This window comes from Inquilinus sp. Marseille-Q2685 (genome assembly GCF_916619195.1).
In the GTDB taxonomy this organism is placed as follows: Bacteria; Pseudomonadota; Alphaproteobacteria; order DSM-16000; family Inquilinaceae; genus Inquilinus.
In genome coordinates this window covers 731,143-748,119 of the sequence record NZ_CAKAKL010000001.1, presented here as the reverse complement: position 1 = coordinate 748,119, position 16,977 = coordinate 731,143, and the positions used below count along the sequence as shown (strand labels likewise).

Here is a 16,977-nt window from a genome sequence, read left to right as displayed (position 1 = left end):
GTGGATCGAAACCTTCGGATGGAGAGATTCCTGTCGGTCTCCAACGACGTCGCCCCCCATGCGGGGGCGTGGATCGAAACTTCATGCCGGCGCCTATGACCCGGCGACGCGGATCGTCGCCCCCCATGCGGGGGCGTGGATCGAAACCGCGCCGCCCCGGTGCCGACGGCAACCGGCCGGAGGTCGCCCCCCATGCGGGGGCGTGGATCGAAACATCTCGATCCTGTCCGGACCGTCACAACCGGCGTGGTCGCCCCCCATGCGGGGGCGTGGATCGAAACAGGGCCGCCCGCTGGGCACCGTTCGCCACCGAAGCGTGTCGCCCCCCATGCGGGGGCGTGGATCGAAACTCGCCGAAGGCGCTCAACGGCGTGCGCGAGTGGAGTCGCCCCCCATGCGGGGGCGTGGATCGAAACAGTGCCACATTGGCCGTTGTGGTGCCGGCCGCGGTCGCCCCCCATGCGGGGGCGTGGATCGAAACAGCAGCTTGGCCCGCTGCGACGCCGCACGGCGCCGGTCGCCCCCCATGCGGGGGCGTGGATCGAAACCCTCAGACGTTGCAGCCGGTCTCCGACGGCCGGCGTCGCCCCCCATGCGGGGGCGTGGATCGAAACATCTCGCCGGCCTCGCGCCGGGTCCAGGCATGGAGTCGCCCCCCATGCGGGGGCGTGGATCGAAACACCAACTGGCAGGGCACCGGCAAGGGCCTGTCGTGTCGCCCCCCATGCGGGGGCGTGGATCGAAACCTCAGCACTGAGAAGATCCTCCGGGACGGCGAGAGTCGCCCCCCATGCGGGGGCGTGGATCGAAACTTGATCATCTCCAGCGTGACGGACTCGGTGCCGCGGTCGCCCTCCATGCGGGGGCGTGGATCGAAACATCCTCTCGGCTCGGCATGGCCTCCTCCACCCGCGTCGCCCTCCATGCGGGGGCGCGGATCGAAACGCCGAGGTGCAGGCGGACAACTCGACCGGCCTTGTCGCCCTCTATGCGGGGCGTGGATCGAAACCTGTTCGCCGTCGAGGACCGAAAGAGCGTGACCCAGTCGCCCTCCATGCGGGGGCGTGGATCGAAACAACGGGGTGCCCTACGACCATGCCCATGGTTGCCTGTTGCTCCCCTGCGGGAGCGTGGATCGAAACGCCGGCGGCTTCCGCCGCTCCGAGCTGGCCGCTTGTCGCTCCCTCTCGCGCGGCGTGGATCGAAACGAGGAAGTCGTCTTCATGTTCGACATAGACGACCCTGGACGTCACCCTTCTCGCGGGGGCATGGATCAAAACTCGGTCGCCGATCCCAGATCGACGGTCATCCGGTCGTCCTCCTTGTGAGGGCGTGGATCGAAACCGCTCGGGGGTCCGATAGCCGGAGAGAAGTTCGGTCGCCCTCCATGCGAGGGCGTGGATCGAAACGCGGAGGTGACGGTTGATGCCAAGGACCTAGTCGGTCACCCCTTGCGTGGGAGGATGGGGATCGAAACATCTATGGTTTCCTGTACGGTGCCGGGGATCTCAAGTCGTTCCCGTCGCGGGGACGTGGATCGAAACTTCCGAAGCACGCCCCAGAACGCGCGCCGAGCTCGTCGCCCCTCCGGGGCATGGATCGAAACGCGAGCAAGCTGCTCGAGTAGATGTCGCTGCTCGTCGCCCTCTGGCAGGGGCGTGGATCGAAACGGGATCACCTGGCCGGGCACAGACGGCGCGAACCACGTCGCCCCTCTCGCAGGGGCGTGGATCGAAACCTGTTGCGGACCCTGCGAAAGCTGGACGAGCAGGAGTCGCCCTCCGTGCGAGGGCGTGGATCGAAACCCGCATCGGAGGCAACGATGCTCAGTCGTGGGCTGGTCGCCCCTCTCGCAGGGTGTGGATCGAAACTGGGACCTGGGTACCGACGCGACCCAGGACGAGCGGTCGCCCCTCTCGCAGGGGCGTGAATGTCGAGATTCCCTGGATGCCCGGGTCAAGCCCGGGCATGACAGTCTTGGGGGAAGGCGGCTGCAGTTTGGGGAAGCCGGCTTCGGAGCCTACCTCCATTCCCACCCGTGACACCGGCCCTGCCGCCGTCTATGACCATCGCAGGAGCGACCGGGCAGAGGATCAGCGCGTGGTGCAGGACGGGGGCGTTCAGGCCGGGGTCGAGCCGCCGGGCTTCATCCGGCGGCAATACGACCGGCTGATCCGGGCGGCGCACGGGCCGCGGGCGCAGTGGACGCTGGCCGGCGTGTCCTTCGCCGAGAGCTCCTTCTTCCCGATCCCGCCCGACGTGGTGCTGATCCCGATGATGCTCGCCAACCCGCGGCGGGCGTGGTGGCTGGCGGGGCTGTGCACCATCGCCTCGGTGCTGGGTGGCCTGGTCGGCTACGCCATCGGCTACTTCCTGTTCGAGACCGTCGGCTCGTGGCTGATCAACCTCTACGGGCTGCAGGCCGGGTTCCAGGAGTTCCAGCAGAAATACGCCGAATGGGGCAGCTGGATTATCCTGGCCAAGGGGGTGACGCCGATCCCCTACAAGCTGGTGACCATCACCAGCGGCGTGGCCCAGTTCCCGATCGTGCCCTTCATCCTGTCCTCGCTGGCCTCGCGCGGCCTGCGCTTCTTCCTGATCGCGGTGCTGATGCGGATCTACGGCGACCAGGTGCGCTACTATCTGGAGAAGTACCTGAACTGGGCCTTCTGGGGATTCCTGGCCCTCGTCGCCCTCGGCTTCGCGGTGATGACGCAGGTGTGAGGCGGACGACGCCGCACCCCTCACGGCGGCTTGACGCTTGTCGGACAAGTGGTAGCGTCCGGGTATACGGCATGTCAGGGGAGGGGGCGCATGTCATTTCTGCCACGACGATCGATTCTGGCCGCCGCCATGGCCGCCGGCCTGGCCCTGCCGGCCTTCGCCGACGACGCGGCGACGCAGGCGGCGGCGCAGATCCAGACGGTGCGGGAAAGCGCCGCCTACAAGGCCGCGGTCGAGCACATCGACCGGAACTACGAGCCCTATGTCGCCGAGGGGATCAAGCTCGTCGAGATCCCGGCCCCGCCCTTCAAGGAGGAGGCGCGGGCCAAGGCCTATGCCGAGCTGTTCAAGGGCGCCGGCCTGGCCGAGGTCGAGATCGACGAGGAGGGCAACGTCCTGGGCCTGCGGAAGGGCACCGGCGCCGACGACCGCGTCGTCGTCGTCTCCGCCCATCTCGACACCGTGTTCCCGGAGGGCACCGACGTCACCGTGCGGCGCGACGGCACCCGGCTGAACGCCCCGGGCGTCAGCGACGACACCTTCAGCCTGGCGGCGCTGCTGTCCTACATCCGCGCCATGGACGCGGCCGGGATCAAGCACAAGGACACCATCCTGTTCGTCGGCACCGTGGGCGAGGAGGGGCTGGGCGACCTGCGCGGCGTGCGCCACCTGTTCACCGAGGGCAAGTACAGGGACCGGATCAAGGCCTTCTTCTCGATGGAGGGCGGGTCGGCCGACACCTTCACCAACCAGGGCGTCGGGTCGAAGCGCTACCGCATCGCCTTCAAGGGGCCGGGCGGCCACAGCTTCGGCGCCTTCGGCCTGGTCAATCCGAGCTATGCGCTGGCGGAGGCGATCTCGCTGCTGGCCCGGACCGAGGTTCCGACCGACCCGAAGGTGACCTACAATGTCGGCGTGCTGAAGGGCGGCACCTCGGTCAACTCGATCCCGCTCGAGGTGTCGATGGAGGTCGACATGCGGTCCGGCGACGCCGCGGAGCTGACCAAGATGGAGCAGCGCCTGCTGGCCATCATCCAGCAGGCGGCGGACACCGAGAACTTCGCCCGCTCGACCAAGGAGGGCAAGATCACGGTCGAGGCCACGGTGATCGGCGACCGGCCGCCGGGCACCATCGCCGAGACCGAGCCGCTGTTCCAGCTGGCCAAGGCGTCGATCCTGGCCGCGGGCTACGAGTTCAAGGGGCCGCGCGAGGGCTCGAACGATTCGAACATCCCCTGGAGCCTCGGCATCCCCGCCGTGACCCTGGGCAAGAACGGGCCGGACAAGAACGGCCGGTCGCATTCGCTCGACGAATGGCTCGACATCGAGAAGGAGCCGATGGTCAAGGGCATGGCGACCAGCCTGGCGACCATCCTGGCCGCGGCCGGCATGGAGTGAGAGACCGCCTGTAAATGCTACTGGCGCGGCCGTCTGATGGCGATTTCTCCGCTTCCGGTGCTCACGGACTTGACCGTCCGCTGCGCTCCGGTTCTCGAAATCACCACCAGCCGGCTCGCGCCAGCGCATTTCCAGACGGTCTCTGATCCGCAAGGTCTCTGAGGCCCATAGCAGACGGAGGGCACCGGAATGATCACGCGACGTGGATGGCTGACCCTGGCCGGGACCGCCGGGCTGGCGCTCGCCGGCCGGCCGGGCCGCGCCGAGGAGCCGCGGGTCCGCATGTTCGAGCTCTACGGCCGCGACATGAGCTTCTCGCCCAAGGCGGAGGAGCTGGCCGGCAGGCGGGTCTCGATCCAGGGCTTCATGGCGCCGCATCTGAAGGTCGATTCCGACTTCTTCATCCTGTCCAACGCGCCGGTCGAGACCTGCCCGTTCTGCGCCTCGGAGGGCGACTGGATCGACAGCATCGTCTTCGTCCGCATGCGCGAGCGGGAGGAGGCGGTGGACCCCGGCGCGCTGATCGTCGCCAGCGGCGTGCTGGAGATCGGCCCGGCCACCGACGCCGCCACCGGCTTCGTCAGCCGGGTCCGGCTGGTCGACGCCACCTTCGCGCTGTCGTGATGCCGGACGCCGCCGGGCCGCCGGATCTCCTGGCCCGCGGCGTCTCCGCCCGCTTCCGCGACCGGACCGGCGCGCCGATCGAGGCGCTGCGGTCGGTCACGGCGCGCTTCCCGGCCGGCCGCCTGACAGCCGTGGTCGGGCCGTCCGGCTCGGGCAAGACCACGCTGATCCACACCCTGGCCGGGATCGTCCGCCCGGCCGCGGGCGAGGTCGGCTTCGGCGGCACGGTCGTCAGCGCCCTGGCCGAAGGCGCCCGCGACGCCTGGCGCCGGCGGCATTGCGGTCTGGTGTTCCAGCAGTTCCGGCTGGTGGAGGAACTGGGGGCGCTGGCCAACGTCACCCTGCCGGCGCTGTTCTCGCGCTCCCGCCTCGACCCGGCCCTGCGGGCGCGGGCGCGCGAGCTGCTGGCGCGCTTCGAGGTGCCCGACCGGCCCGTCCCCGCCGCGCGGCTGTCGCGCGGCGAGCAGCAGCGCGTGGCCCTGGCCCGGGCGCTTTTGCTGGACCCGCCGATCATCCTGGCGGACGAGCCGACGGCAAGCCTGGATTCCGGGAACGGCGAGCGCGTCGCCGCGGCGCTGGCCGAGCTGGCCGGGGAGGGCAGGATCGTCGTCTGCGCCACCCACGACCCGGCGCTGGCCGGCCGGGCGGCGGCCGTCCTGACGCTTCGGGCCGGCGTCCTGGCCGACAATGCGGAGGCCGTGCCGGCGGCCGGAGCCGGCCGGTGAATCCGGGACCGGTGATCCGGGCGGCGCTGCGGCGCTACCGCGTCACGGCGCTGGTCTTCGTGCTGCTGGTCGCGGTCGGCGTGGCCCTGTCGGTCGCCATCCTGTCGCAGGAGCGCGCCCTGCGCACCGGCAGCGCCCGGGCCGCGGACCGGTTCGACCTGGTGGTGGCGGCGCCGGGCAGCCAGACCGACGCGCTGCTGACCGCGGTCTATCTGCAGCCCGGCGCGGTCCGGCTGCTGGCGCCGGAGGTCACGGCGGCGCTGCTGAACGACGACCGCCCCGCCTTCGCCTCGCCGCTCGCCTTCGGCGACAGCCTGCGCGGCAGCCCGGTCGTCGGCGCGATCCCGGCGCTGGTGGCCCATCTCTCCGGCGGGCTGGCCGAGGGCCGGGTCTTCGCCGCGCGGACCGAGGCGGTGGTCGGCGCCGCGTCGCCGCTGCGCCTCGGCGACCGTTTCCGGCCGACGCACGGCGTCCATGCCGGGGCCGAGGAGGAGCACGACGGCGATGACGGCCACGAATCGGAGGAGGGACATGCCGAACACGGCGACGGCCACGACGTCGAGCTGACCGTGGTCGGCCGGATGCAGCCGACCGGCTCGCCCTGGGACCGGGCGATCGTGGTTCCGGTCGAGCTGGTCTGGGCGGTGCACGGCCTGCCGGACGGCCATGCCGAGGGCGAGGCGCGGATCGGCCCACCCTTCGACCCGGCCCGCACCCCGGGCATCCCGGCGGCGGTGCTGCACGCCAGGGACGTCGCCGGCGCCTACCGGCTGCGCCAGGCCTATGCCACCGACGAGTCCATGGCGTTCTTCCCGGCCGAGGCGCTGATCAGGCTGTACGGCATCCTCGGCGACCTGCGGCGGCTGATGGCGCTGCTGGCGATCGTCACCCAGGCGCTGGTGCTGCTGGCGCTGGTGGCCAGCACCGTCATCCTGCTGCGCCTCCTGACCCCGCAATTCGTCACCCTGCGGGCCCTGGGCGCGCCGCGCCGCTACGTCTTCGCCGTCGCCTGGGGCTTCACCGCGGCGCTGGTCGCGGCGGGCGTGCTGCTGGGCCTGGGCGGCGGCTGGGCCCTGTCCTTCGCGATCAGCCGGGCGCTCGCGGCCCAGACCGGCATCGCCCTGCAGCCGACCCTGGGCGCGGCCGAGCTCTGGGTCGCGCTGGCGGTGCTGCTGACCGGCTTCGCCCTGGCCGCGCTGCCCGCCTGGCTGATCCAGCGCCGGCCGCTGGCCGAGGCGCTGGCGGTGGAGTGATCATGGGTGCGAGGGGCATCGGGAACCGGCGTATGATCTCGTATCGTACCCGGCCTTCCGGGGCCGCCCGAACCGCGGAGACGCCATGTCCGTGCAAGCCATCCTCCTGCCGGTCTTCGTGCAGGTCGCGCTGATCTTCCTGCTGGCGGTCTGGATGCTGCAGCAGCGCCATGGCGCGCTGCGGCGGGGCGAGGTGCGCGTCGGCGACGTCGCCCTCGGCCAGCCGGCCTGGCCGGCGCGCGCCACCCAGGTCTCGAACAGCTTCCACAGCCAGCTGCAGCTGCCGCTGCTGTTCTTCGTGCTGGTGATCCTGGCGATGATGACGAGGAAGGCGGACCTGCCGTTCGTGGTGATGTCCTGGCTGTTCGTCGCCACCCGGATCCTGCATGTGGCGGTGCACACCGGCTCGAACCGCCTGGGTCCCCGCTTCGCCGCCTTCGCCGCCGGCTTCGTGCTGCTGCTGGCGATGTGGGTGATCTTCGCGCTTCGCATCCTGCTGGCGGGAGAGGGGGCGGCTTGAACCCGGCACCCGCAGTCGGTCATTCCCGGGTGATGAGATGGGGCATGGGCTTTCCCAGCGGTTCCGGTGCAACCGGGCTGTAATAGATCATCATATGGCCTGGGATGACGCGGCTGATCCAGACGTCCCCCAGCTTGGCTAGCTCTGGTATCGGAACCGCGACGGCATGAGTCCCGTCGAACCGGTATAGCACGCCATACCCGAGGATCCAGAATTCACCTTGGGCTCCGTCGGCCAATCCGTAGAAGGCTTCGCTTTGCCGGAACACCCCTCCGGGAAATTGTTGCATCCACGCCTTCTCCCAGACGACTGAAACCTGGTCTTCGCACAGCTTCAGGATGGCACCCTGCTGCAAGACCATGTGCGCCAGCCCGGTGGAAGCCAGGATACAACCCGGCTCACCGGAGGCTTGAATCAGCCCGGTGATAGGAAGACCGCACAGGTGGCCGGTGCACCCTCCGTTGCTGTCCCGCCCGATGTCGGTGACGACGCCGGTCGCCAGGTCCAGACGCTGCAGGCCGCCACCCCATTCGCCGAAGTCGTGGCCGATGTACAACTGCCCGTTGACCGCCAGGACGATCGGGGAGTCGGCAGTCGGATGACCCCGGATCTCGCCCTTCAGGGGCTTTGACGTCCAGCGTCCGTCGGCGCCCTGGATATCTATCCGGCGGGGCGACAGCACCATCGGGCGCCCGTTGACGATGATCAGCGCTCGCGGCATCAGTGGCAGCTTGAGGGGTTCGGAATCCTTGAACACGTCCCCTGTCCACGACGACAGGACGAAGGTGCCGCCGGCCGGCCGGAACGTCTCCTCCATATCGAACGGGTTGAGGGAGAGCGATCGCAAGACGACCGGTTTTCCGTCCGACACGGCGAGGTCGATCACACCGTCGGTGAAATGGGGCGTGCGCACGCCGCCGGGCAGCGTCAGGGAAGCCAGGCTGCCATCCTCGTTGCGCAGCCACAGCCGGCCGCCCAGGCTCAGGCCCCGGCTGTAGTTTCGATATTCGCCTGTCGTCGCCACCTGGCCCGGCCCAGAAGTGCGCTCTGCAGCCATGGCAACGTCGGTAGAGCCTCCCGATCGCCCTGGCGAGCCGCTGCATCCTGCAAGAAGCAGAAACGGCACCACGGTCGTGGTGACGATAAGCATCCGGAAGCCGTGCACGATGCTGCCTTCCTCAAAGCGACGCGACGATCCAGATCGCGCCGCCGATCGCGATCGCGTCCTCCAGCAGGGCGATCGGCAGGTCGCGGCCCGCGGCCCGGGCCAGCCGGGACCGCAGCTCGTACCCCACGAGTGTCCCGACCACCGCGCCGGCGATGCCCGCGGCGATCCCGCCGATCACCGAGCCGCCGACGATGCCGAAGGCGGCGCCGCAGACCGCGCCGCTGACGATCCGGGCGCCGAACTGCACCGGCACCTTCCGGCTCGGCGTGCGTGGCAGCTGGTCGGCGACCAGCTCGGCGATCGCGGCGAGGGTGAGCAGCCAGGGCGTGACCGCGGCGCCGAGAAAAGCCAGCCCGGTGCCGTCGAGCGGCAGCCAGCCGAGATGGGCGGCCCAGCTGACGGCCGCCGGCCCGGTCATCGTCCGCAGCCCGGCGACACAGCCGATCAGGAATGCCAGGACCAGCATCGGACTCTCTCCCGGAAATGCGCAGCTAAAAAAATCGGCGACCAGCATCGGCGATCACCGCCGGCCTGTCGATCCCGTCCGGCTCCGGTCCGCTTGGCTGACATTCGGAAAGGATTCGAAGCCCATCGAGATTGTCCGGCAAAACCGACGGATGCTAGCGTTGCCTCTCAAACAGCCAAGGGGGAAACGATGGCGTTGATGAGTCGAGCCGCGATTCGCGCGGCGGCGAGCGCGGCCGGGTTGTCAGCCATGGCCAGCGCAATCGGGATCCCCGCAGGCCCGGAGAGGCGTTCACGGCCCGGACGACCGCTCCGGCGCCCCCTGCTGATCTCCGCCCTCGCCGCGGCATCGCTGTGGCCGGCCGGCGCCTCTGCCGCCGAGCGCGACGAGTTCTTCTGGCTCGGGGAGATCAACAAGGCGACCGCCGTCATCAACACCGATGAGGGCTTGCTGGACAAGCAGCTGGCGCCGGGCATCGCGGCGGCCATCGCCAAGGTCATCGAGGACGGCAACAAGGAAGGGGCCCGGCGGCCTAGCAGCGTGATCACCTTCGAGCCGCTGCTGATCAAGGCTGGCGGCGTGGATGTCACCCTGCTGCATGCCGGTCGCTCCAGCCAGGACATGCACGCCACCTACCGCGCGGCGATCCTGCGCGACGACCTGCTGGACCTGGCCGAGCAGCTCAACGTCACGGCCGCGACGCTGGTCGAGCTGGCGGCCAAGCATGCCGACACCGTCGTTCCCAACTACACCAATGGCGTCGCCGCCCAGCCGAACAGCTTCGGCCACTATCTGCTGGGCCATGCCGCCGGCTTCGCGCGCGATGCCGAGCGCATCCGCCAGGCCTATGCGCGCATCGACCGGTCGGCGATGGGCACGACGGTGCTCAACGGCACCGGCTGGCCGCTGAACCGCCAGCGCATGGCCGACTATCTCGGCTTCGCGCAGCTGGTCGACAACGCCTATGACGCCTCGCAGATCTCCTCGATGGACGAGCCGGTCGAGGTCGGGGCGGTGGTCACGGCGATCGCCCTGCACACCGGCAATTTCGTCGAGGACGTCATGACGCAATATGCCGGGCCGCGGCCCTGGATCCTGCTGGAGGAGGGCGGCGGCAACACCTATGTGTCGAGCGCGATGCCGCAGAAGCGCAATCCGGGCCTGCTCAACTCGACCCGCAGCGATGCGTCGACGGCGGTGACGCTGGCGCTCGGGCCGATCATCCAGACCCACAACATCACGCCGGGCATGCCGGACCCGAAGGATGTCGACCAGAACACGGCGATGGTCGAGGCCGGCATCAAAACGCTGAAGGGTCTCGACCGCGTGCTGAAGGCACTGGTGATCAACCGCGACCGGGCGCTGGAGGAGCTGAACAGCGACTGGACGGCCTCGCAGGAGCTGGCCGACATCCTGATGCGCAAATACGGCCTGCCCTTCCGCGAGGGCCATCATTTCGCGTCGGAGGTGGTGGACTACGCCCGGCAGAACGGCATCAAGCCGCTGGATTTCCCCTATGCCGAGGCGCAGCGGATCTATGCCGAGGCCGTCGCCGGCACGAAATACCCGCAGGCGCTGCCGATGGCCGAGGCGGAGTTCCGCGCCGCGCTCGACCCGGTGGCGATCGTGAAGGCCCGTGCCACGACCGGCGGCCCGCAGCCGGCGGAGATGGAGCGCATGATCGCCAAGGCCCGGGCCGGGCTGGCGGAGCAGGATGCCTGGATCAAGGAGCGGCGCGGCGTGATCGATGCCGCGCTGGCGAGGCTGGATGGGGATTTCGCCAAGCTGATGCGGTGAGGGAAGGGGGGCGGCCGTCTGCCCCAGGCTTGGGCGGCGGCCTGCCCTGACACAAGCTCCGCTGTCAATCCAGGGGGACGAGCATCGGTGTCGTGCCGCTCAGGGAAAAGGCCTGGTTCGCATTGGTATAGACAATGATGACGCCGGGAAGATCGCGGTTAATGACCAAGCCGTCGGCGGTCTTGGGCTCAGACAGAGGGTATTCCTTCGGATCCTGACCCTCGAACCGGTAGAGCGTCCCGGGGGCGATCGCCCAGAAGCCCCCGGGCGGTGCCGCTGCGATCCCGAAGAACGGCACGGTCATCTCTATCGACTTCCTGCCCCAGTCGACCGTGAAGGTCTTCTCGAATTTGACTGTTGCCCGGTCGCCGCAGATCTGAGAGATCCGGCCCCAGGACATCATGTGGATCAGGCCGGCCGAGATCAGGATGCAGTCTGGGGAGGCCGGGTCGGCGATGATGCCGGTGATCGGTTCGCATCCCTGACAGGGCGTTTGGCCGTATTTGTAGACGATGTTGCGGGCGACGCCGGTTGAGAGCGAGACCTTTCGAAGGCCGCCGCCGAACTCGCCGAAATTGAAGCCCAGATAAAGGTCGTCGCCGATCATCGCGATCGCTGGCGTGGAGGGTGGGTGCAGAGGCTCGGCGGGTCCTTTCAGCTTGCGGGAGGTCCAACGACGGGATCCGCCCGGAAGGTTGCTGATCCGGCTGGGCGAGACGACGAGACGAGACCCGTCCTGGGAAATGGCCAGGGCCGTCGGCATTTCGGACAGCCTGAGCGGGGCCGAATCCTCGAACGCCCCTCCGGCCCATTTTGAGACGACGAAGGTGCCTCCGATTGGGATGCGTGTCGGAGGATCTTCTACCTCGCGATACCGCACTTCGGTCGATCGCAGCACCCAAAGCGTTCCGCCAGACTTCGCGGCGAACAACACATCGCTGGCAAAGGTGCCGTTCCGGAAGTCGCCCTCGAGTCCGAAGGACGCCAAGCCTCCACCTCTGCCGACCAGCCAGAGACGGCCTGCCGCAGCCAAGGCTTGGGTCGCCCCGATCTCCCGCACGGGGTTCTCGGAAGGGAGGTCATAGGAGACAAGCTTCGGCTTCGAGGCCCCGGCATCCGGATCTCTTGCGCAGCCCACGAACGCGAGGAAGCAAAGGCAGACTGCCTGCCACTGGCGCAGAGCGGTTCTTCTCATCCGGAACACAACCATGACTCCCCCTTCGACATGGCCGTCGAAGGATCATAGTTGCGCCGACAGTGACCCGCCAGACGTACCGAAGCGACGCCGGCTAGACCTTGTCCCAGGATGGCAGTGCCCAAGGATGACAGCCTTGGGGTCCGAACGGATCCTACCCCCGCGCCAGCAGCCGCCCCGCCCGGTCGACCTCGGTCTCTCCCGCGCGCCAGGACATGCAGCCGTTGACCAGCACGAAGTCGAGGCCGCGGGACGGGGTCTTCGGGGCCTCGAAGGTGGCGGCGTCGGCGATGTGGTGCGGGTCGAACACCACCAGGTCGGCGGCGTGGCCCTCGCGCACCAGGCCGCGGTCCGGCAGGTTGAAGCGCATCGCCGACAGGCCGGTCATCTTGTGCACCGCCGTCTCCAGCGGGAACAGGCCGAGGTCGCGGCTGTAATGGCCCAGAACGCGCGGGAAGGTGCCCCACAGGCGGGGATGCGGGTGGCTGTCATGCGGCAGGCCGTCTGAGCCGATCATGGTCAGCGGGAAGGACAGGATGCGGCGGACATCGGCCTCGTCCATCTGGAAATAGATGGCGCCGGCCGGATGCAGCCGCACCGCCGCCTCCTTCTCGGTGCAGCCCCATTCGGCGGCGATGTCGGCCAGGTCGCGGCCCGCCATCTCCGGCTTCGCCTTGGACCAGGCGACCATGATCCGGATGTCGCCGGTGACATGGTCCGGATCCAGCACGGTCGAGCCGGCGGTGTAGGGATAGGCGTCCAGGCCGACCGGCTGGGTCTTGCTCGCCGCCTCGATCACCGGCAGGGTCTCGCGGCTGCGGCCCCAATTGTGCGGCCCGGCGCATTTGTGGTGCGAGATCACTACCGGCACCTTGGCGCGGCGGGCTGTGCTGAAGCTCTCCTCCAGCGAATCCAGCACCTTGTCGTGCTCGTCGCGCATATGGGTGGCGTAGACGCCGCCGCGGTCGGCCAGCAGCTCGGCCAGCGCCGCCACCTCGTCGGCGTCGGCCGCGGCGTTCGGCTTGTAGTAGAGGCCGGTGGAGAAGCCGATGGCGCCCGCATCCAGGCTGTCGGCCAGCAGGCGGCGCATGGCGTCGATCTCGCCGGCATCCGCCTTGCGGCCGACATCCGCCATGGTGCCGATGCGCAGCGAGGAATGGCCGATCAGCGCCGCCACGTTGACGCCCGGCACCACCCGGTCCAGCCGGGCGCGGTAGTCGGCGAAGCTCGGGAACTCGTAGGCGGCCTGGTCGCCCAGCAGGTTCAAGGGCGGCGGCGGGGCGCGGTCCAGGGTCAGCGGCGACAGGCTGATGCCGCAATTGCCGACCACCACGGTGGTCACGCCCTGGCTGATCTTCGGCAGCATGTCCGGGCCGTCGATCCCCGCCCGGTCGTCATGGGTGTGCACGTCGATGAAGCCGGGGGCGATCACCCGGCCGGCGACGTCGATGCTCTCCCGCGCCCGCTCGGGCGCGATGCCGCCGGTCGGGGCGACGGCGGCGATGCGGTCTCCCAGGATCGCGACATCGGCCTGGATGCGGGGGGCGCCGGACCCGTCGATCACGGTGCCGTTGCGGAGCAGGAGGTCGTAAGAGGCGCGGTCAGGCATGGATGGTCTTCCGTCGGGCGGAGGGGGGCGGCGCGGGCGTCGCCGGCTCGTCGATGGTGGGGATCTGGCTCAGGCTCAGCTTGACCCGGCGCAGGCTTTCCAGCGCCGCCGGGCCGCGGCGCATGGCGACGCCGGTCGCGACCACGTCGATCACCGCCATATGGGCCAGGCGCGACGCGGTCGGCTTGAAGATGTCGCTGTCCTCCGGCGGCGCCGCCGCCAGCACGATCTCGGCGGCCCGGGCCAGCGGCGTGTCCGGCCGGGTGAGGGCGACGGTGGTGGCGCCGTATTGCCGGGCGGTCTCGACGCTCTCCACCAGGTCGCGGAAGCGGCCGGAATTGCAGATCGCCAGCACGCAGTCGTCGGGGCCGAGCGTCGCGGCGGACATGCGCTGCAGCTGGGTGTCGGCATGGAAGTCGGTCGGCAGGTCGAGGCGGAAGAAGCGCAGCCAGGCGTCGTGGCCGACGGCATGCGAACCGCCGCCGACGCCGTAGATGTCGAGCCGGCGCGCCCTGGCGATCGCCTCGATCGCCTGGCGCAGCGGCTGCGGGTCCAGCTGGTTGCGCACGGCGGTCACCGCCTCGATCACGCTGTCCAGCACCCGGTCGGCCAGCTGGGCGACGTCGTCCGGCGGCGCGCCGGCCTGCGGGCGGCGCTCCAGATAGGGGCTGGCGACGGCCAGGTCCTGCGCCAGCCGCACCTTGAAGTCGCGCACGCTGTCGCAGCCGAGGGCGCGGCAGAAGCGGGTGACCGAGGGCTCGCTGACCCGGGCGCGGCGCGCCAGCTCGGCGATGCTGGCGCGGGTGGCGAAGCCGGGATCGGCCAGCACCGCCTCGGCCACCCGCTGCTCGGACGGCCGCAGCGAGGCCTCCATGCGGCGCAGGCGCGAGACGATGTCGACCACATAGGCCATCAGAAGAACGTCCGGATCGCGCCGGAGACGCGGTAGTCGTCCTCCACCACCATCATCACCTGCCATTTGTCGAAGGTGGTGCAGGGGTGGGAGATGCCGCAGCAGACCAGGTCGCCGACCTGCGGGTCGAAGCCCTCCGGCAGCTTCAGATAGGCGTGCTGGTCGTTCATCGCGCTCAGCACCGCGCCGGCCAGCACCGGCTGCGGCGCCGCGGCGCCGGCGGGGCGCCAAAGGGTCGGGATCGGCAGCTCGATGTCGTAGGACACGTCGCGCTTGCCCATGGTCAGCAGCGCCAGCCCAGGCTCCGGCCGCGACTGCACCATCGACCAGACCTCCAGCGCCGGCTCCAGGTCGCCGTGCCGGCGCCAGTCGGCCGGGATGCGGCGGACGATGTGCTCGAACAGCCGGGTGTACTGGCCGGAATCATGGGTCAGGTAGCAGCCGCTGCGCACCACCACCTGGGTCGGGCGCGACAGCCGGACCTCGGACAGCCTGCGGGCGACGATGTCGTAATAGGCCGAGCCGCCGGCGCTCAGCAGCACCGGCTCGGTGGAGAACAGCCCGGCGCCGTCGATTTCCGCCGCCAGCGCCGCCAGCCGGTCGAGGAAACCGCTGACGGCGATCTCGTCCGCCGCCGCGTCCCTGGTGACGACCAGACCCTCATAGCCCTCGACGCCGCGCAGGGCGAGGCCGGGGGCATCGGCCGCGGCCCGGGCCACCTCCAGCGCCTCGGCGGCGGTGCGGCAGCCGGTGCGGCCTCCGGCCATGCCGATCTCGACCAGCAGGCCCAGCGGGCGCCGCGGCGGCGTGGCCCGCGCGGCCTCGGCCAGGCGGCGCACCCCGGCAACGGAATCGACCAGGCAGAAGGCCTCGAGATCCGGATCGGCGGCCAGCGCCGCCAGCACCGAGCGCATCGCCGCGGCGTCGACCAGCTGGTTGGCGACCAGGATCCGCTTCACCCCGTAGCGGCGGCACACCTCGAACTGCTGGGCGGTGGCGACGGTGATTCCCCAGGAGCCGTTGGCGAGCTGCAGGTCGAACAGCTGCGGGCTCATCGTGGTCTTGCCGTGCGGCGCCAGGGCGACGCCGGTCTCGGCCAGGATGTCGCGCATCCAGCGGGCATTGCGCTCCAAGACCGACCGCTTCAGCAGCGCCTGCGGGAAGGGCAGGTCGCCCGACAGCGCGTTCCAGCCCTGGTCGCCGATGCTGCGGAACGGGATCGGCTTCAGGCCGGGCGGCAGGCCCTTGCTGGCGCCGTCGATCGGGGCGTCGAGGATCGGGGCGAGGGCAAGGACGGAGGGGGTGAACATCAGGCGATCTTTCGCTGGAGGACCGTCGCGCTGACGGCGAGGCCGGCGCACCCCCTCACCCGAAATCGCTGGCGCGATTTCGACCTCTCCCCAAGGAGAGGTGAAGGGGCAGCGCACAGCATCCCTCTCCTCGGGGAGAGGGAGGGGCCCGACGCCGCAGGCGGCGGGAGGGTGAGGGGGTGGCTCGGTCTCACCGCGACATCTCCTACAGCCGGCGGCCGGAGGCCGCGTCGAACAGGTGGGCGTGGGCGGCGAGGGGGGCGAGCGGCACCACGTCGCCCGGCGCCACCGGACGGCGGCCATGCATCACCGCGGCGATGCGGGTGCCGGCCAGGGTGCCGTAGAGATGGGTCTCGGCGCCGGTCGGCTCCACGAGATCGATCGTCACCGGCACGCCGCCGGCGCCTTCGGCCAGGGTGAAATGCTCCGGCCGCACGCCCAGCAGCACCGGCTGGTCGTCCTCGGCGCCGCGATCGGGGGCGGGCAGGCGGGTGCCGTCCTCGGCCTCCACCACCGGCCCTTCGGCACCGCGGCGGTAGCGGCCGGGCAGGAAGCTCATGGCCGGGGAGCCGAGGAAGCCGGCGACGAAGGTGTTGGCCGGCAGGTCGTAGAGATCGAGCGGCTTGCCCTGCTGCTCGATCCGGCCGCCATTCATCACCACGATGCGGTCGGCCAGCGTCATCGCCTCGATCTGGTCGTGGGTGACGTAGACGATGGTGGTGCCCAGGCGCCGGTGCAGCGCCTTGATCTCGGTGCGCATCTGCACCCGCAGCTTGGCGTCCAGGTTCGACAGCGGCTCGTCGAACAGGAACACGGCGGGGTCGCGCACGATCGCCCGTCCCATGGCGACGCGCTGGCGCTGGCCGCCGGAGAGCTGGCGCGGCAGCCGCTCCAGATAGTCGAACAGGTTCAGGATGCCGGCGGCCTTGCCGACCTTGGCCTCGATCTCCGGCCTCGCCTCACCGCGCAGCCTGGGGCCGTAGGCGATGTTCTGCCGGGCGGTCATGTGCGGGTACAGGGCGTAAGACTGGAACACCATGGCGATGTTCCGCTTCTGCGGCGGCACCTCGTTGGCGCGGGCGCCGCCGATCACGAGCTCGCCGCCGGAGATCGTCTCCAGCCCCGCGATCATGCGCAGCAGGGTGGACTTGCCGCAGCCGGACGGCCCGACCAGGACGACGAACTCGCCATCGGCGATGTCGAGGTCGATCGCATGGATCACCTGCGCCTCGCCGTAGCGCTTCACCACCCCGTCCAGCCGCACCGTCGCCATGG

General features: G+C 70.1%; 14 protein-coding genes and 1 CRISPR repeat array (1 of these 15 only partly in view). Of the genes, 7 read left to right on the top strand and 7 right to left on the bottom strand.

Translation table 11 applies throughout. The features are described 5' to 3' along the window. Positions 1–1,409: a CRISPR direct-repeat array (repeat unit 32 nt; unit sequence GTCGCCCCCCATGCGGGGGCGTGGATCGAAAC) (it extends 823 nt beyond the left edge of the window). A gap of 691 nt (positions 1,410–2,100) precedes the next feature. The 6 genes from LG391_RS03560 to LG391_RS03535 all read left to right on the top strand — a co-directional run bounded on the left by LG391_RS03560 (position 2,101) and on the right by LG391_RS03535 (position 7,244). Further along, on the top strand, positions 2,101–2,724 hold the full coding sequence (locus LG391_RS03560) for a YqaA family protein (RefSeq protein ID WP_225766495.1): 624 nt from the start codon (positions 2,101–2,103) through the stop codon (positions 2,722–2,724). Between the two features lie 90 nt (positions 2,725–2,814). Further along, positions 2,815–4,122: a M20/M25/M40 family metallo-hydrolase gene (locus tag LG391_RS03555; RefSeq protein ID WP_225766494.1), complete on the top strand. Its 1,308-nt coding sequence runs from the start codon at positions 2,815–2,817 to the stop codon at positions 4,120–4,122. A gap of 189 nt (positions 4,123–4,311) precedes the next feature. Then, positions 4,312–4,746, top strand: coding sequence for a hypothetical protein (locus LG391_RS03550; protein ID WP_225766493.1), 435 nt, complete (start codon positions 4,312–4,314; stop codon positions 4,744–4,746). Next, positions 4,746–5,471, top strand: a complete 726-nt coding sequence (locus tag LG391_RS03545; protein ID WP_225766492.1) for an ABC transporter ATP-binding protein — start codon at positions 4,746–4,748, stop codon at positions 5,469–5,471. The genes LG391_RS03550 and LG391_RS03545 overlap by 1 nt, the downstream gene beginning before the upstream one ends. After that, positions 5,468–6,724, top strand: coding sequence for an FtsX-like permease family protein (locus tag LG391_RS03540; protein ID WP_225766491.1), 1,257 nt, complete (start codon positions 5,468–5,470; stop codon positions 6,722–6,724). The genes LG391_RS03545 and LG391_RS03540 overlap by 4 nt, the downstream gene beginning before the upstream one ends. Before the next feature lie 85 nt (positions 6,725–6,809). Next, complete coding sequence (locus tag LG391_RS03535; protein ID WP_225766490.1) at positions 6,810–7,244, top strand: MAPEG family protein; 435 nt, start codon at positions 6,810–6,812, stop codon at positions 7,242–7,244. Between the two features lie 19 nt (positions 7,245–7,263). On the opposite strand, the gene LG391_RS03530 is transcribed toward LG391_RS03535, so the two are convergent. Further along, positions 7,264–8,409 (bottom strand): hypothetical protein, encoded by a 1,146-nt coding sequence (locus LG391_RS03530; protein ID WP_225766489.1) that lies wholly within the window; start codon positions 8,407–8,409, stop codon positions 7,264–7,266. A gap of 13 nt (positions 8,410–8,422) precedes the next feature. Further along, complete coding sequence (locus LG391_RS03525) at positions 8,423–8,878, bottom strand: DUF4126 domain-containing protein (RefSeq protein ID WP_225766488.1); 456 nt, start codon at positions 8,876–8,878, stop codon at positions 8,423–8,425. Positions 8,879–9,127: 249 nt separating this feature from the next. On the opposite strand from LG391_RS03525, the gene LG391_RS03520 reads away from it, so the two are divergent. Beyond that, positions 9,128–10,675, top strand: coding sequence for an argininosuccinate lyase (locus LG391_RS03520; RefSeq protein WP_225766487.1), 1,548 nt, complete (start codon positions 9,128–9,130; stop codon positions 10,673–10,675). A gap of 64 nt (positions 10,676–10,739) precedes the next feature. On the opposite strand, the gene LG391_RS03515 is transcribed toward LG391_RS03520, so the two are convergent. From LG391_RS03515 to LG391_RS03495, 5 genes are all read right to left on the bottom strand, one after another. Next, positions 10,740–11,885, bottom strand: a complete 1,146-nt coding sequence (locus LG391_RS03515) for a hypothetical protein (protein WP_225766486.1) — start codon at positions 11,883–11,885, stop codon at positions 10,740–10,742. A gap of 139 nt (positions 11,886–12,024) precedes the next feature. Next, a complete protein-coding gene (locus tag LG391_RS03510) occupies positions 12,025–13,479 on the bottom strand; it encodes an amidohydrolase family protein (RefSeq protein WP_225766485.1) in 1,455 nt (484 codons plus the stop codon). Next, positions 13,472–14,392, bottom strand: coding sequence for a MurR/RpiR family transcriptional regulator (locus LG391_RS03505; protein ID WP_225766484.1), 921 nt, complete (start codon positions 14,390–14,392; stop codon positions 13,472–13,474). The genes LG391_RS03510 and LG391_RS03505 overlap by 8 nt, the downstream gene beginning before the upstream one ends. Further along, positions 14,392–15,702: an amino acid deaminase gene (locus LG391_RS03500; protein ID WP_225766483.1), complete on the bottom strand. Its 1,311-nt coding sequence runs from the start codon at positions 15,700–15,702 to the stop codon at positions 14,392–14,394. Before LG391_RS03500 ends, LG391_RS03505 begins: the two co-directional genes overlap by 1 nt. Positions 15,703–15,907: 205 nt before the next feature. Further along, positions 15,908–16,975: an ABC transporter ATP-binding protein gene (locus tag LG391_RS03495; RefSeq protein ID WP_225766482.1), complete on the bottom strand. Its 1,068-nt coding sequence runs from the start codon at positions 16,973–16,975 to the stop codon at positions 15,908–15,910. Positions 16,976–16,977 lie beyond the last annotated feature (2 nt).

What these genes read in the sequence shown, in the direction of transcription:
- LG391_RS03555 (WP_225766494.1), top strand. Translation starts at nt 2,815, where the DNA reads ATGTCATTTCTGCCACGACGATCGATTCTGGCCGCCGCCATGGCCGCC.
- LG391_RS03550 (WP_225766493.1), top strand. Translation starts at nt 4,312, where the DNA reads ATGATCACGCGACGTGGATGGCTGACCCTGGCCGGGACCGCCGGGCTG.
- LG391_RS03545 (WP_225766492.1), top strand. Translation starts at nt 4,746, where the DNA reads ATGCCGGACGCCGCCGGGCCGCCGGATCTCCTGGCCCGCGGCGTCTCC.
- LG391_RS03535 (WP_225766490.1), top strand. Translation starts at nt 6,810, where the DNA reads ATGTCCGTGCAAGCCATCCTCCTGCCGGTCTTCGTGCAGGTCGCGCTG.
- LG391_RS03525 (WP_225766488.1), bottom strand. Translation starts at nt 8,878, where the DNA reads ATGCTGGTCCTGGCATTCCTGATCGGCTGTGTCGCCGGGCTGCGGACG.
- LG391_RS03520 (WP_225766487.1), top strand. Translation starts at nt 9,128, where the DNA reads ATGGCCAGCGCAATCGGGATCCCCGCAGGCCCGGAGAGGCGTTCACGG.
- LG391_RS03515 (WP_225766486.1), bottom strand. Translation starts at nt 11,885, where the DNA reads ATGGTTGTGTTCCGGATGAGAAGAACCGCTCTGCGCCAGTGGCAGGCA.
- LG391_RS03510 (WP_225766485.1), bottom strand. Translation starts at nt 13,479, where the DNA reads ATGCCTGACCGCGCCTCTTACGACCTCCTGCTCCGCAACGGCACCGTG.
- LG391_RS03505 (WP_225766484.1), bottom strand. Translation starts at nt 14,392, where the DNA reads ATGGCCTATGTGGTCGACATCGTCTCGCGCCTGCGCCGCATGGAGGCC.
- LG391_RS03500 (WP_225766483.1), bottom strand. Translation starts at nt 15,702, where the DNA reads ATGTTCACCCCCTCCGTCCTTGCCCTCGCCCCGATCCTCGACGCCCCG.
- LG391_RS03495 (WP_225766482.1), bottom strand. Translation starts at nt 16,975, where the DNA reads ATGGCGACGGTGCGGCTGGACGGGGTGGTGAAGCGCTACGGCGAGGCG.